Annotated in this window: 13 protein-coding genes; 3 read left to right on the top strand and 10 right to left on the bottom strand. The window is 36.2% G+C overall.

From position 1 onward, the window contains the following. Nucleotides 1-74: 74 nt before the first annotated feature. Together CJF42_RS02805 and CJF42_RS02800 are read right to left on the bottom strand one after the other, a co-directional pair. A complete protein-coding gene (locus CJF42_RS02805; RefSeq protein ID WP_170940450.1) occupies nucleotides 75-839 on the bottom strand; it encodes a glycosyltransferase family 25 protein in 765 nt (254 codons plus the stop codon). 105 nt (nucleotides 840-944) lie between these two features. Beyond that, the gene (locus CJF42_RS02800; RefSeq protein ID WP_095365221.1) at nucleotides 945-1,625 is read right to left on the bottom strand and encodes a beta/gamma crystallin-related protein; all 681 of its coding nucleotides are present in this window, start codon (nucleotides 1,623-1,625) and stop codon (nucleotides 945-947) included. A 1,070-nt stretch (nucleotides 1,626-2,695) separates the two neighbouring features. Between CJF42_RS02800 and CJF42_RS02795 the strand changes: the two genes are divergently transcribed. Both CJF42_RS02795 and CJF42_RS02790 read left to right on the top strand, forming a co-directional pair. Further along, nucleotides 2,696-3,070, top strand: a complete 375-nt coding sequence (locus CJF42_RS02795) for a helix-turn-helix transcriptional regulator (protein WP_252097505.1) — start codon at nucleotides 2,696-2,698, stop codon at nucleotides 3,068-3,070. Between the two features lie 130 nt (nucleotides 3,071-3,200). Next, nucleotides 3,201-3,833 carry a hypothetical protein gene (locus CJF42_RS02790; protein ID WP_141235466.1) on the top strand — a complete coding sequence of 211 codons (633 nt, stop codon included), beginning with the start codon at nucleotides 3,201-3,203 and terminating at the stop codon, nucleotides 3,831-3,833. 76 nt (nucleotides 3,834-3,909) lie between these two features. On the opposite strand, the gene CJF42_RS02785 is transcribed toward CJF42_RS02790, so the two are convergent. Genes CJF42_RS02785 through CJF42_RS02765 form a run of 5 tightly spaced genes read right to left on the bottom strand, consistent with a single transcriptional unit; the run spans nucleotide 3,910 to nucleotide 10,144 of the window. Next, entirely contained in the window at nucleotides 3,910-4,182 is a 273-nt protein-coding gene (locus CJF42_RS02785; protein ID WP_095365219.1) for a hypothetical protein, read from the bottom strand. A gap of 52 nt (nucleotides 4,183-4,234) precedes the next feature. Then, on the bottom strand, nucleotides 4,235-5,740 hold the full coding sequence (locus CJF42_RS02780; RefSeq protein WP_095365218.1) for a TnsD family Tn7-like transposition protein: 1,506 nt from the start codon (nucleotides 5,738-5,740) through the stop codon (nucleotides 4,235-4,237). Next, complete coding sequence (locus tag CJF42_RS02775) at nucleotides 5,712-7,226, bottom strand: hypothetical protein (protein WP_095365217.1); 1,515 nt, start codon at nucleotides 7,224-7,226, stop codon at nucleotides 5,712-5,714. The genes CJF42_RS02780 and CJF42_RS02775 overlap by 29 nt, the downstream gene beginning before the upstream one ends. 3 nt (nucleotides 7,227-7,229) lie before the next feature. Continuing rightward, the gene (locus tag CJF42_RS02770; RefSeq protein WP_095365216.1) at nucleotides 7,230-9,326 is read right to left on the bottom strand and encodes a TnsB C-terminal domain-containing protein; all 2,097 of its coding nucleotides are present in this window, start codon (nucleotides 9,324-9,326) and stop codon (nucleotides 7,230-7,232) included. Further along, complete coding sequence (locus CJF42_RS02765) at nucleotides 9,323-10,144, bottom strand: TnsA endonuclease N-terminal domain-containing protein (RefSeq protein WP_095365215.1); 822 nt, start codon at nucleotides 10,142-10,144, stop codon at nucleotides 9,323-9,325. Before CJF42_RS02765 ends, CJF42_RS02770 begins: the two co-directional genes overlap by 4 nt. A 278-nt stretch (nucleotides 10,145-10,422) precedes the next feature. Between CJF42_RS02765 and CJF42_RS02760 the strand changes: the two genes are divergently transcribed. After that, entirely contained in the window at nucleotides 10,423-10,725 is a 303-nt protein-coding gene (locus CJF42_RS02760; protein WP_141235465.1) for a hypothetical protein, read from the top strand. 330 nt (nucleotides 10,726-11,055) lie between these two features. Here CJF42_RS02760 and CJF42_RS02755 read toward each other — a convergent pair whose 3' ends face one another. The 3 genes from CJF42_RS02755 to glmS all read right to left on the bottom strand — a co-directional run bounded on the left by CJF42_RS02755 (nucleotide 11,056) and on the right by glmS (nucleotide 15,640). Continuing rightward, on the bottom strand, nucleotides 11,056-12,714 hold the full coding sequence (locus CJF42_RS02755; protein ID WP_095365213.1) for an NERD domain-containing protein: 1,659 nt from the start codon (nucleotides 12,712-12,714) through the stop codon (nucleotides 11,056-11,058). Between the two features lie 21 nt (nucleotides 12,715-12,735). After that, the gene (locus CJF42_RS02750; RefSeq protein ID WP_095365212.1) at nucleotides 12,736-13,608 is read right to left on the bottom strand and encodes a hypothetical protein; all 873 of its coding nucleotides are present in this window, start codon (nucleotides 13,606-13,608) and stop codon (nucleotides 12,736-12,738) included. Between the two features lie 199 nt (nucleotides 13,609-13,807). Then, nucleotides 13,808-15,640, bottom strand: coding sequence for a glutamine--fructose-6-phosphate transaminase (isomerizing) (glmS, locus tag CJF42_RS02745; protein ID WP_095365211.1), 1,833 nt, complete (start codon nucleotides 15,638-15,640; stop codon nucleotides 13,808-13,810). Between the last annotated feature and the right edge of the window lie 34 nt (nucleotides 15,641-15,674).

The raw sequence follows: 15,674 nt of genomic DNA, 5'->3' as shown, positions 1-15,674 counted from the left end.
TACTTCTGATAATCCTAATTATCGGAAGTAAATTGAAAGCTTATAAGCATATAAATTACAATGAGGTTTATAATTTAAGTTGTAACCGAAGACTTTACCTTCTCTAGAATTGAAAGGTCTGGTTTATTATGTAAAAGCTCAAATTCAAACCTGATCTTTTGCTTGAGTTTCTTACTTTTACTATACTGAACTTCATTTCTGTTTTGAAAAGAATTGATAATACTTTTTGACTCGTTCGAATAAACTAGGTTAGGGGTGCAATGTAAGACCACAAGTCCACTTTGCCACCAATTTTGTAAAATTACATCGGCAGGTTTTGCAAAGTTATCGTATAGTTTCAATATTTTTTCAGCGCCTTTTTTACTAACTAGTTGACCTAAGTTAGAGTTTGGGATCTTGCATGGAAAGCCTAAAGAATAACCCTTGTAGATTGGAATTGTTTTTAGTTGTTTTTTTGCTTTTTTTCCGCCGTGTAATTTTATTACATCCCAATTATTATAACTTGGGTGAACTTTACTTGAGAATATCAATAAGTCCTCGTTAAAATAAGCGTCATCTTCTAGAATTAACGCGACTGGATTATCACTTGTTTCGATAAACTTAGTCAGAGCTCTTTTGTGACTTAAAATACAAGCAACTTCCCCCTTATTTAAGGGTTTGTGGTATAGTTTTTGATTGAGTTTATCATTGTATCCAACAGAAGATAAATCAAAAATATCCTTACCATCAATAGCCTCTACGCGAGTAAAGTCAGCTTTATAACTATTGAACAGTTTATTTATACTATTTAACCTATCCAAACTGCGATTTAAATTAATAACAAAAATTTCCGGTAGCAAGTGATTTCTCAGCAAAAAATAAAAAGTAAACTTTACAAGGTAAAGGTTGCTAAATCAAATATGTTAAAGGGCTTTAGCAAGCCCTTTAACAACCACCGTTTTTTCCTAGTACTGCACCAGATCTCCACCGCCGCCGCCGCCGCCACTGCCACCGCCAACGCCGCCACCTTCGGTTGGGTTATTACAAGAACTAGCTTCTACAATTTGATATGAGGATATCTTGTCATTAAAACTCCAGGTGCTTAATGTAGCAACCGATTCTTTAAACTCATGCACAGTTCCTTGGTAACTTCCATGCTGAAAAACAATAGCACAAGAATCTCGACCAACAGTTATGCTACTAATCTCATCATTCCAATAACTTGAAAGTCCATCGCTATTACCTTTTGCAACAGCAAACTTAATATCGCCGTATGGGGCGTGTCTATGAAAGTAAGTTAAATCATTAGCATCACAATAATAGGATGGAAAAACGTGGATCGATGAAGTTTCATCATTAAACCCTTCATTGCGCAAATCAGAGTGTTCCCCTTGACCGAAAAACTTAGTTATACCGGTGTAACTATGGTTTTCAAAAAGAACGGCACATTCTCCTGGGCCAACTTTTAATGATGAAATAGAATCATGCATCCCGATTTCATCTTTAGTATTCTTAATTGATTTACTTCCAAATAAAACAGTTCTTTTTCCACCAAAATGTGAATCAGAAAAAAGTTCAACTGAAGCTTGAGTGTAAAAAGCTCCAAGCGATAACGAAGCTACAATTATTGTTTTACTAAAGTTCATTATTTTTTAATTCCTTGTAATATACATTTATTATTAACCGATAAAAATCGGAACAACAAGATAAAGCATAAATGACTGATTGTAAATATAAAAAAGTGGAGAAGACTACAGTACGCTGCGGATAATACAGTTACAGTTACAGTTACAGTTACAGTTACAGTTACAGTAAAACAACCATAAAAACCGTCGATAAAATATATTATCGACGGTTTTTTATTAGTCCGTACTTCGAGTAGACCTCAGAGTCAATCAACTGTTCAAAGTCCGCTTATCGCTCTTAAGGGACATAAGCTTTATGTGAGTTTTATTATAAAATTACTTAAAACAACGCTCGCTACCCAACATTATTCTTTATTAAAAAATGATCAATCATTAATGTAACTGATCAAACTTTATTGTCTTTCGACAGTTTAATTCACCTCATTTTAAATTTGATCTCCAACCAATATCACTAAATATTATGCTGTCTTCGAAACGACAATATCAAATATAAAGAGAAAATAAAACTAATAGCAACTTTTACAAAACAAAATGCGTATTAGCCTAGTTTAAAACAATGTTCTCATATGTTTTATATGAACACACTTTATTAGCTAAATAAGCATAATTAAACTTTCCTTTCATACCTTTGAACTAGAGAGTGAATTTGATTTGTTACAAAAATAAAAAGAATGAGGTTACAAAGAAAAAACACATGTAACCTTTAATGTAACATTAATTAATCTAGCTTTTTGAGAAACAGCATTAAAGGTTACAGCATTAATGATGTATTTTTTCCTGAAAGCCTTACTTACAAGGACTTCGGGGAAAACCGCTAAGAAATGAGTCACTGAGTAACCAGTATGATACTTTATTACTTGGTAAAGAACTTTATTGTTTTCCGACAAATTTCCTATATAAGCTAAATAAAGTACGCAACTAAGCGATCTATCTAAATGTATGATCTTACTAATAAAGTACGATCCTAGAAAAATATTAAAGTACAAAACTAAAATCACCATACCAATAGTTGGCAACTATCAAAGTACGAAACTAATATTTTAGGTACTTTTGATTGAGTGGTGATGGTTATGAAACAACGAGAAAAGGAATACTTACTTTATTATTTGGACCAATTGAGCCTGAAGCTTAAAAACAACATATCAGAGATGCAACAAGGGCTAAACCATATTAATGAAATAACGAAAAACATTAGCCAAGAAATACCAGCCCCCACAAAGCAAATCATTTATGACCCATTATCGACAGATAAACTCGCTGAAAAGCCACCTGAATGTCTAATCCGTATTAAAGAAGTGAGCCTTTTAGTGGGGGTTAGCCGTTCCACCATATATAGAATGGTAAATGATGGGAGTTTTCCTCAGCCTTTAGATTTAGGTTCTAGATTTAAAGCATGGCAAAAACAAACCGTACTTAGTTGGATCTCAGCACTCTCTAATAACTAATTTACTTTAAAAAGATTTACCTGAACTAATATCAGGTTATTATCAATGAGTTAGTGTATTGTAATGTATAAAAATATGATGATTTACGATTACTTCATTAAAGAATAATTTAATTAAAGGGAATTTAAGCTTGAAAAAACTATTTATTATCATCAAAACGTTCATCAATAATATTATGGTGTTTATGTTTATGCGCCAATTACTCACAGAACATTTAAAGGTTTTATTAATAATCACCTTATTATTTCTAACAGCCTTTACAGCTTTAGCTGGCTCATTAAACGTAGGGTGGACAAATATCACATCTGAACCTGGGTCATTAATATTAGTTATATCTAATTTTTTAGAATCTTTTTTAAATATGAACAAAGTAATCTTTGTACTAATAACTTATTTTATTGCCTTAATAGTCCATTCCTTGGCAAGCGAAATGATTGGAATTCAAACTAAACGCGACCAGACTCCTGAAAGAGATCTCGTAAATGAATTAAAGCAAAATACTCGAGCCGTTGTAATTACAATGAGTAATTCTCTAAGTTTGATGTTAAAGCTATTAATAGGTACTGCTATTGGATTAATTAGTTTAAAGTTTTTTGTCGACAATGAAGGAACAAACTACATTGCAGTACAAACGAAAGACTTAATTGAAAATGCCATATTATTTGTAATTAGTGATGCAGCACTATTCCTAATTCAACGTTATATTCTCTCAAAATTTACCCCAAGCAAGTTAATTGAAGGTACGATTATTGAGCAAAGCTAAAAATTTCACCTTATCAGTACTAGTTTTAAAGCATATATAGTTTATAACTAGTACTTACCACTATTAGCGTCTTCAATTATTTATTACTCCTAATATCTTTAGGGTGCTCAATTGAAATAGTACAGGAACCGTAATTTTCATCATAAACATCTAAAGTTTTCACTCCAAATGTTTTAGACATACAAAATAGGTTTTGCACTAAAGCATTCAGAACCTCAATAGTTTCTGTTTCACCTGGTGGTAATGTGGCAAATATGAGTTGTCCAAGCATCATTGCATGTTCAGCTGAAGCCTCGCCGTTAAATTGATGCTCTCCATCAAAGTCGACTAACGTTACTTTTCTTGGCATACCTTACTCCTAATACCGTTGACTAACGATTTAAAATTGCTCTTTAACTGAGCTAGTTTTCGATTTCAATACTTAGAAAATTATCCGCTAATTCCTTAATACGCTTATCATTTAAGCCTGATTCTCTAAGAAGCACCCAACGAGGTGGTAACTTGGGATAGTGAGTAATAATTGTTCTTGATAGCCTCCTGATCTGATAATCAGTCACTGTTTCTTCGTAGCGATTTAAGAACTCTTGAGTTAACGGTAATTTATTTAAGTTCTTTGATATGGTTTCCTTCCTATTAAGTTGATTCATAAACCAGTTTTTTGATTGCCGAGGCTGATCCATGTTTTCTTCCATGCTATTCCTAACTTTGATTAACTCCTTAACAACATTTTTATCTCTTCTACTCCAGTCAATGCGGTTGAGACTATGATGAATTGGCCTTTTATAGTGCCGATTTAACTTAAGTAACCAATTTCGCTGATGTCGATACAGCCAAGCATACACAGAACCACCGCCTGCAATACGTCCTAATTTTGTCCCTAAAAACCTAACGCGACTCAACCACTTTTTCTTATAAGTTCTAATTACTTCAGCATTTATAGTTCCCACTTTCTTTGTAGGTGAACAAACGATAATCGCTTTTAACGACAGAACATCTTCAATGACGTGGTTTATTGACCACAGGCCATCAATCAAAGCTTTCAAAACAACGAGATGTTCCAAATAAGAAAAAGACTTTCTGTGTTTTCGAGTTATTGCATGTAACCAGCTCGATTGTTCATCTAAGTGATGCAAGTTATATCGTTTAAGCCAGTCGATTGACCATTCAGCTAAAATCCTCTCCTTTATTGCTTCATAACTAACATACCTTCCTTTATTACAGTGATTTTTCCCTATGAGGTATTGATAATATTGAGTCCACTGAGAATAGTTTGGTGATAAAAGATCACCTCTATTAAGCAATTCACGTATCGGTTGATAGAGTCGAATATCATATTCACTATGAATCCTTTTGGGCTTGGCCTTGCACAAAATATTGCTCGCTGGAAAATACTCATGCCTATGAACTCTTGACTGGTAGTAGCTCGCAACCTCCAGTTTTGTATTGTGCTGCGTACAGCTTTCTAAACCTGAAACTTGATGGATACGCTGCCAATACGGCTCTCCATGCTCTGCTATTTGCTTCGCCATGCAATCAGGGCAATAACGCATACCTGTTATATTCGGTATACGTGAAGCGGCAAAGCCTGTAGCTAAGTATGGCTGACCAAAGGACTTATCGTGCATCGCTTGAACGCACATTAATCGTCGTTCTTCCGGTATGAATGGCGCATATAAAGGGAAGAGTGTATGGTTATAAATCAACTCTATCGTTGATATTGTAGAGTTGAGGTTACCAGATACCAAAGGTTGTATTCTTGACGGAAAATGAAGGGATGATATTACCGAGCGTGAGCCAAAAACCTTTTCTATTAAAACCTTAGGGCTAACTTCACAGAACTTCACTCTTGCTCGAGCTAATAAACTGTAAACTAATTCATCAGGTTGAGGGCTTGGAAAGTTGTACATTTCCCATTAAATCCTGCATTGATAAGACAAGACCGTTACTTTTCAAGAGCTGATAGAACTTGCCCTTTTCACACATAGCAAACTTATAGCGCAAATCATCTTCAGGCAACTTGCACCAATCCTTCTTTGGGATTTTCTTAAAATCAGGAGGCATTTGGTTACTGCTAGGTTGTACTTTTTTGTCCTTCGTTAGTTTTTTCTTTTGAAGAGTTTTCATTGGATTACTTTTAACATCAAAACTACCTGCACCTTTGATAATAGATAAAAGCCCCAAATCATTATTTTTATATGCCATTAGCATAAGCTCTAAAGGCTTAGATTCTTTGCGACGAACCCTGCGCATTAACTCAACAGTAATTACTTCTTCACCACTACTAATAGCCTCGATTTGGCACAAACTAAAAAAGTTCATCGCAAGTTGCACTATCCCTTGGCAGGCGTCATACCAAACGGCTTTTATCTCTTCGGTAAGAGGCACAGTTGAACTTCTCAAACACTGTTGTTTCCATAAGCGTTTAGTAAACAATGACCAACGTAATTGCGCTTCTTTACTCGTTTTTTCAGTGTGTTTTAAGGGATCCCAGTAAATACTGCCAAGTGATAGAGCGCTAAGCATCCAAGGCATATCAAGTGCTACAGAATTGAATACATCTGTTGTTGCTGAATATACAATAGGGAGGGATTTTCCAAGTGAATGGAAATGCTTAAGTATTCTTACCTTATTGGACTCTTGCCAATCATTTATACTATCTAGTGACTCTACCACTAAAATCCCAACATTATACGTAAGTACCAGCGACTCTATCTTTAGAAAAGCTGCACTAACATTACCGGAAACTTCCACTTCATAAGCATACTTTTCAGGACCTAACGCATCTTCTAAAGCCTTTAAAAAGACTGCACAGTATTCTAACGGCGTTTGGATTCCTGATAGGTCAACCGTTAGATGGACAATTTGGCATTGGTGAATCTTGTTATGCCAAAGAACTTGAGGGTTAGTATGTAAACAACGTTGAATAGCTTCTAACCTCTTTGACCCTGCCTCGCTGTATACAAAAAAACTATTCTCTCTCGAAGTTTGCTGAGTATGATCTCGCCACCCCAATTCATTATTTTTCATAGCGCAAGAAAAGTTAACCAACTGCTGCTGATAACTCTGACTGTTACTACCTCTACTTTTATAGCCATCTTTAATTGCACAATCGATTTTATCGTATAAATCTAGGACCTCATGGACTGGGACGAAGTATTCATTCACTAACGCTCGAATCGCTTGCTTGCGGATACCATTACCAGAGTTCACATCTGGCAAATTTCTATTTCCACTTGTTAGGCAGTTTTTTAAACCTACAGCGCCTAATGCTGGCCGTAACGAATCAATGAACAAGTTATTATTGTAGTACGGTGATTTTGAATCAACATACACGGCATCCAGGGCTTTTGGTGGTATCTCAGGAATAAGCAGTGATTGACGGTGGTTTTCCATAATTTAATCCTCATCATCCATGAAAAATTGTGTTTTGGATAAAGCAACAGAATCAGTTTTAACCTGTTCAGTTACATTCCTTTCCCCATGCAACTCTTCTGGCTTAATTGCACGATAGATTTTTGAGCTTTCACTACGCTGCTTTGATTTGTTGCCGAGATACAATAGTTTTTCGGATTTAGACAAAGAACCAAGCTTTTCCTTTTTATCCTGATTCACTTGAACAACCATATTTTTACTTTCAAAGAGGTAATCTACAGAATTTTTGTAGTACGTGTGCATGCCTTTATTATGTGCATCTTTAGCCTTTTTCAGCTCCACTAAAACATCTGCCCACGGCATTCCCTTATACCTCCGGAAATGAGGACTTAACTCACAACGAATGTAATCTGATTTTCCTTCACCTGGCACCAAATAAATTGCTGATGCATCATCCATATCTCTTACGACAGTGACCTTTTTACGCGAGTGATATTTCTTAATTCTGATCCCCGCCAAAGTAGGGCAACTGTATTGGATCTGGTCGATTTTTAGTAAATCATTACTTACCGTTGCTTCCTCCCTTTTTAACATTGAAAACCAGAAATGATTTCTTTCTGCGTGCTGCAATAACCCAGTTCTATTTGCTATACCCCATTTCCATATATTGTTAGGCGTTTTTTTTAAATCACTTGGAAAGTCGGCATCACCATCCCAATCCTTTAATGGTTTATTGTTTAAAGTGATTACAGCTTTGAGTAGAAGTTTGTTCAACTCCTCTAAGCATAAAGTGTATTCAGCCTGGCTATTTTTACCGCCAGCTTTTTTAGGCAAATATTCTGAAACTACCCCTGGGCATTTATGATTTATTTGCCCGTGAATTCTATCAAAGACTTTTTCACCAATACCACGCTTATCTGGTTGACCGGCACCACTATTCTTAATTGAGCGATGATAAACAGTAACGAATTGTTCTATTGGTTGCCGTTTGAATTCAGGGCCTAAATCGCAAAAGAAAGCTTGAGGTATTCCTTCCATAATCCAATCACCTGCATACTTTTCTAGGCCAATATTTCGACAAAACTCTTGTTTAGAGCAAACGGCAACAGTCATACAATTCACGGCATTGAAATATGAAGGAGGTGTTAATACCAATAAAAAGCCAACAATTGCACTTGAAAACTCGTCTGTTGCAGCGTACAGGGTCGGTCTTCCAAGAGGAAATCTATCCTCATTAGCTGCACCGATTTCAAGAGGTGTAGAATCGATAATGACAGATTGTCCGGGACCAATTAGGTTCTCCCTTACAGTTGATGTTAAAACTCGATTATTGGCATTAAAGTGTTTTGTACCATGTTTAGCTTGAGCACGCCTTTCAGGGGTGAACTTTTCATAATAATATCTACTAAACAGTGCCTTACTAGGCTTTTTATCATCAAGTTTTATGGTATCACCTTCGCAGTATCTTAGAAGAAGTTCTATATAAGCTTTTTCAATATCAAAAAGGTTCTTTTTTGTACCTTTTAAATCTATCCTATACCTTCCAGATAAGATCGTATCCAAAACTGCTGAATGCATTAAACTTTCTAATTCAGGGGATAATTCGACTCCATTTAATCCAGCAGTTTCGTTTGGCCTACCTAAAGATTTATCTCCTCGAGTTTTCTTTGTTCCTTTGCCACCACAATTGTTGTAGTCAGGTAGCAAAGCATTTTTACTCTGGCCACGCTGCCAATAGCGTCTAGCATAACGATATATAGTACTTTTGGAAGCAGTACCTGTCTCAACCAAAATATTTGTGATTGACCCTCTAATATTACGACTATAAAAGTTCGGGTGAGTAATAAGAGGCTTTATTAACGCGTAGTTTTTATCACGTAAAATTATGTAATCATGATCAGGTTGAAAATGGCGGCTTCTTAAATGTTGCCAAGGGTCTTTAACCTCAGTAATGGTGCCTGTAAGCACCTCATCATCTAACTCTTCAAAAGTAACTAACTTTGGCATAGCATTGTTATCAACGATATCAATGAATATATAGCCTTCATCCGTATCAGCTAAATAGCGAAAAATGCCACTTTCTCTTGAGTAAACCGCGTTAATACAAATTAGATCACTCATGATTCCACCTCGGGTGTTAATTCAATATCTTCGCATGATAAAAAGAGTACATTTTTAGTTAAATCAAATGATAGATACCCGAATTGCAATAGACATTTAAGCTCCATGAGGTGATAGCCATCTTCAACTTCCCCTTGACGATCCAATTGATTAAGAACTGTTGTTAATTTTTCAGCTGGGTTCGCTTGTAACAACTCATACATCTCTGCTGCGTAATCAAAACTTAGCTCTCCTTCCATTTGGGATGTGTGAACCGAAAGTATCCAATCAATACTTTTCATTATTACTTTATCGATTGATTCTTCCGATGATATCAACATGGAAATACCTAATTGAGCAAGGGATTCCCGCTCGAGATGAAGTTTTTCTACGGTTCGAAAATTGTTAAAATCTTTCGCATATTTTACGTATATTCCAACAGTTTTATTAGGGCCATCTAAACCTGAAAATACAGCAACAAGGTCTGTAGTTAATGGCTTTTTCTCTTTTGCGTTTTGAGGTGGGTGGTTAATACCAAGTTTTTGCGTCAACTCCAGTGACAGGGACAAATCATGAGGATACTGATCTTTAATATCAATAACGTTAGGATTCAAATCAAGCAGAAGGTGAGTACAATATTCAAGTTTGGAAAAATACTGATGTACTCGACCAGTAGTGCGAGAATATACTCTCCAAGCCTGCCCTTCAGATGAAAAATCTTGAACTGTTAACCCTGATTTATAAGGCTCTTGTGAGTTTTCAACCAAACTATTTGATGTTACTAAATCCAAACTCAGTTGCTCCTTTTCACGATGACCAACTAATTGATTACTATTCATGACTAAAATCCTTTTCAGTTACTTCCGTGTCATCCTGACACCACTTCAATAATTTAATTCTAGCACAACCAAACCAAAAAAAACCAACTACACCAAGAAAAAACCTTCTATATCAACAAGTTACTGGTAATATAATAAAACAAAAGAAATACTTAGATTTTAATGATGATATAAAGCAACAGGTTAGCGAGAGGAGTTTTATTTAAAAATAAAGTAAATAAATTGGTTTATTAGTACTTATCAGTAAGAATTAGAGTTTTGCACTAAAAATGAAATTTATGGACAAACAAACATTTATCAATTCATGCTACTCACAGTTAGCCGGCATATTAAAAAATGCGAAAAATCACCAAAAGAACGATAAACAAAAACATCGCACGGAGGGCTTTATTCAAGCAGGGAAGGTTTTAGGCTTAATCTCCAATAAGGAAGCTATAGATTTAATGGAAAAAGCCCACTTTCAAGTATTTGATGAATCTATAGAGTCTAGGAAGTCACGTAAAGCAACGCTCAAAGAAGCTGTAGCACGGGGTGATGATGAATACATTGATATTCCTGCATATGCACGAAATAAAATATAGTAACTAAGATATTTTGGTTAAAACTTGGAAATCTCTCTAATTTATTTAGTAGCTGTTAAACTGCTTATTAACACGAGTATTATTCACTAAACCTGAGCCACTTTCTTAAACGACCATTTTAATAAGTAATTTATATTAATTCGACTTACTTCAGCTTCTGACTAAAGATTTTTGCTAAAGAACAACCCAAGTATTATTCGTATTTTCAATACTTAGATTATTTCAGGGTATGTCTTAAACGAAAAATTTAAAATACCGGGTCGCTAAAATAGTGCCCTTATATTTTCAACAGGATCAGATCAACATAAATAGACGTTGATCTGATTCTGTTTACCTCAATGCCTTAAGCAAGTCCGAAAGCCAAGAGTCAGCTTCCCGATTGGTTGTAATTATGTCCAGCCTTGCTGTCGCACGGGTGAACGCTACATACAAGTCTTCTTCTGCCAATACTGGATTCATCCCTGGCTTGTCCGCATGTATAAAAATTACATGTCGAGCCTCCAAGCCTTTAAATGATTTAATCGTAGAATAAAACACAAAACCCGGTTCGCCAAGCTTGCTAATATCTTCCGTTAAGTTAAGGCTATAGGCCTTTCTAGAAGAATTCATACATGAATTTTCTAATTTGTAAGGGGAAAGAATCACCGCACCACCATCGGCACTCAATTCATTTACTAGATCCCAAGCCTTTTGTGCCATAGAATCAACTTTGCAAATACTAACATGGGGTACTTCACCGTTAGGTACACCAGGCATAGGTTTAACCACACCACTACAAACTTTGTTAGTTGCTGCGTTAATTCGTTCTGTGTTTCTACAGTTGTGGTAAAGGCGGAACGTCACTTCAGCACCTAAGGTCTCGTTGGTACCTTGCCCATATAAGTCCTGCTTATTATCTCCAAAGTAAAGCCACTGGGAGTTATTACTGTCTTTAAGTAATTCAAATAAAGCAAAAATTCTCTCATCGCCAAAGTCCTGCCCCTCATCAATAACGATAGCATCATATTTAGCATCTTCACTATAAAAAGAATCCATAACTCTTTCAGGTAATACAGTAGAATAGAAGTCTGATGCACCGCTACCAGAATGATCATCAACTAGGTTCCAAAATAGTGAATCGACGCTAAAAATAGCACTCGCCATATCGGGATGTTTAAGTCTTAAGCTCTCTGCCAATTTCTTATTAAAACATACGAAAATTGCTTTTTTCTCTTCTTCTAGCAGAGCTGACAACTTCCAAAACGCAAGCAATGTTTTACCTGAACCTGCGGGCCCAATGATTGCAACTCGTGGTAATTCAAATGCCCCTCGCAATGCTGCAAACTGTTGACGAGTTAGCTCCTCAATATTTTCTGCATCTTCATGAGCGTCTAATTCAGTATCAACTTTAATCACTCGAAAACGTTGATTAGTCAAAATTTTTGCAGTGTCAGCAGCTAATTCTCGGCTGAATTTTTTACCTATATTCTCATTTCCTTTCGATAACAATGCTCCCCGAATTGCCCCACCTAATTGATGCATGCGACTTTTAGTTATAAGAGTGGAGTCATCATATAGGTCCATTTTCCCTTCAACTTCCCCGTTTGGGTAAACCACTACCCATGCATGTAAACCGGGAAAAGCGTTCCTTTCACCTACAAATAGCTCATCCTTTACTACCTTAGTAAGCGTATGTAAATTTCGATTTGCTTGCTCAGGTGGTGATTCTTTCAGCTTTATTTCATGACCACTAAAGTCTCGCCTGTACCATGTTCCATCTTCGCCAACATATACTGACTTTGACCCCTTAACCTCAATAACAGCCAAGCCTAAATCTGGCGCCAAAATCACAAAATCAGCTTCTCCATCTTTAACAGGACCAAATCCATCTTTCAATGCCCAAGCAACACTGCAGATCACTATCCAACTATCAGGTAACTGCTTAGACAATTGCCTACGGACTTCCCTTTCCCACTTATCTGATGGAACAGGTCCAATTAATCGTGGCATAAATAACTACTCCTATAATTTTTAATTGGCCACAGCCAACACTTTTAAGCTCGCCCATTGATTTTTAATCAATGGGCTTTTCCCTATTGGTTTCACTCGTGTATTGCCAGGTAGAACCTGCACCTTAACGATAAAAGGGGAGATTCCATCTTTTGCAACTATGTAAGTTCCTTTCTTAATAGACCATACATCTTGCTCTAGTATTCTTTTCCAAGTCTCTCCTTCATAGTCAAACAGGCTTCCTACCTCCATTTCAGGTATTAACTGATTCTGATTACCACAGGTACCATCACTAAAAAAACTAATCTCATATTCTAGAAATAAAGATGAGTTATTCCTAACCCATGACATTCTTCGAGAAAGATTAAATGAATCCAAAAGTCTTACATTTTTGACAAAAGCTTGCTTTCTAGCAAAGATAATAATAGATTTCGAAACTTCGTCTCTCATCTGATGATCAAGTTCCCAAAGTGGGTGGGCAACTATATCCAAAGTTTCTCTATCTTCAGAAATCCAACCGTGAAGGTAAGAACCATCGGTGATTGGGATAATGTTTCCATCACCAAATGCCGAACAATAATTCTTAGCTATTTCAGCAAACTCTTCCTGTGAGCTTTGCAGACCAAGACCCCAGTCTTCAAAATATGGCGTTACACCTGGTATGTAGGTAGAGTCACGTACTACCGATAATAAATCTAAGCCAAGTCGCCAATCGATTAAGGGGTGTAAATGACGATTGCGGAACCCCTTCAGAAGTAAATCAGGGCTTCTCCATTCTTGTCCTAATATTTGAGCACGCTTGCATTCATCGCGTAAAAATCGACCCAATTTCGAAAATTTATTATAATTAACAGGATCAATACAACCCGAAATTAAGTCAGACCATTCCTTCACGATCTAAGCTTTGCTTAACTAATCATGTCACAAATATATAAAAAGCGACTCCTCTATGAGAAAGTCGCTTTTTTGATTTCGTACTTTTAATTCTAGTATCGATCTTGTTTAGTTTCGATCTATTCTGTTTTGTATCGCACTATTAGCTAAGTTGCGAACATTCAATAACAGCTATATTTCCCATACCGACTATGATTTATTATTCAACTGTAACTGATTTTGCTAAGTTACGTGGTTGATCAACATCTGTGCCTTTAATTACAGCTACGTAATAAGATAATAACTGTAACGGTATGGTATAAACGATAGGCGCTAGAATATCTTCAACCTGATTCACATTTACTACACGCATCGTTTCATCTGACTTAAATTCTGACGCTTTATCAGCAAATACATAAATAATGCCACCACGTGCACGTACTTCTTCTACATTAGATTTAAGTTTTTCTAATAACTCATTATTTGGAGCTACAACTATGATTGGCATATCTGCATCAATAAGTGCTAATGGACCATGTTTTAACTCACCAGCTGCATACGCTTCAGCATGAATATAAGAGATTTCTTTAAGCTTTAACGCACCTTCCATGGCGATTGGATATTGATCGCCTCGGCCTAAAAATAAGGCATTATGTTTATCTGCAAATTCTTCAGCCAAGTCTTCAATACCAGACGCTAAGCTCAGTGCCTCTTCTAATTTATTTGGTAGCGTTTTAATCGACTTAATAATATGTGCTTGTTCTAAGCCTTTTTCTTGTGCGATACCGGCAACTAACATCAATAAACCAACTAGTTGGGTTGTAAATGCTTTAGTTGAAGCAACACCAATTTCAGTGCCCGCTTTAGTCATAAATGCTAAGTCTGATTCGCGTACTAATGACGAACCATCAACATTACAAATAGTCATTGTAGCCATGTAACCTTGCTCTTTAGCAAGGCGTAAAGCTGCTAAGGTATCAGCAGTTTCACCAGATTGTGAAATGGTTACTAATAAGCTTTTTTCATGAACAAAAGATTTACGATATCTAAATTCTGATGCGATTTCGATATTACAACTCACACCTGCGTATTGTTCTAACCAATAGCGGGCAACCATACCGGAATGATATGACGTACCACATGCAATAATTTGCACATGTTTTACATCTTTTAATATTTCGATAGCATTTTTACCATTAAAAATACCAAAAGCGTCATCAGTAACACGATCATCAGTTAAGCGGCCTTCAAGTGTATTACGTACAGCCACTGGCTGTTCGTATGTTTCTTTAAGCATGTAATGGCGAAATTCACCTTTACCTGATGCATCTTGCGTTATATTCGACTCATGTACTTCACGCTCAACTAACTCACCATTTAAGTCGTAAATCTCAACAGAATCTCGCGTCACACGGGCTACATCGCCTTCTTCAAGAAACATAAAGCGACGTGTCACAGGCAATAATGCTAATTGATCAGAAGCAATAAAGTTTTCACCTAAACCTAAACCAATTACAAGTGGGCTACCTGAGCGAGATACGATCATTTCATTATCGTTATCTTTATCAAAAACAACAGTACCGTAAGCGCCTTCAAATAATTTAACTGCACTCTGTACTGCTGCTAATAAGCTATCTGAAGTTTTACGCAAGTCATGAATAGTATGTACCATAACTTCCGTATCAGTATCAGATAAAAACTCATAACCTTTTACTTTTAACTCGTTACGTAATTTGTCATGATTTTCAATAATACCGTTATGCACTAACGCAATTTGATTATGTGATAAATGCGGATGAGCATTAGCTTCTGTCACACCACCATGGGTTGCCCAGCGTGTATGCGCAATACCTGTAGTGCCTTTACATTGTGATTCATTTAAAGCATTTTCTAAATTTACAACTTTACCAACAGCTTTTACGCTTGATAGCTCAGAGCCATTTAATAAGGCAACGCCAGCTGAATCGTAACCACGGTATTCAAGGCGCTTTAAACCCTCAACTAAAATTTTATTTACTGGGCGTTCTGCAACAGCCCCAACTATTCCACACATATCTTTCTCCTGCACGGGTGTATGGTTTAAATAT

This window comes from Pseudoalteromonas sp. NBT06-2 (genome assembly GCF_002276045.1).
Taxonomy (GTDB): domain Bacteria; phylum Pseudomonadota; class Gammaproteobacteria; order Enterobacterales; family Alteromonadaceae; genus Pseudoalteromonas.
The sequence above is the reverse complement of the archived record's forward strand: the minus strand, read 5'-3'. Positions and strand labels throughout refer to the sequence as shown.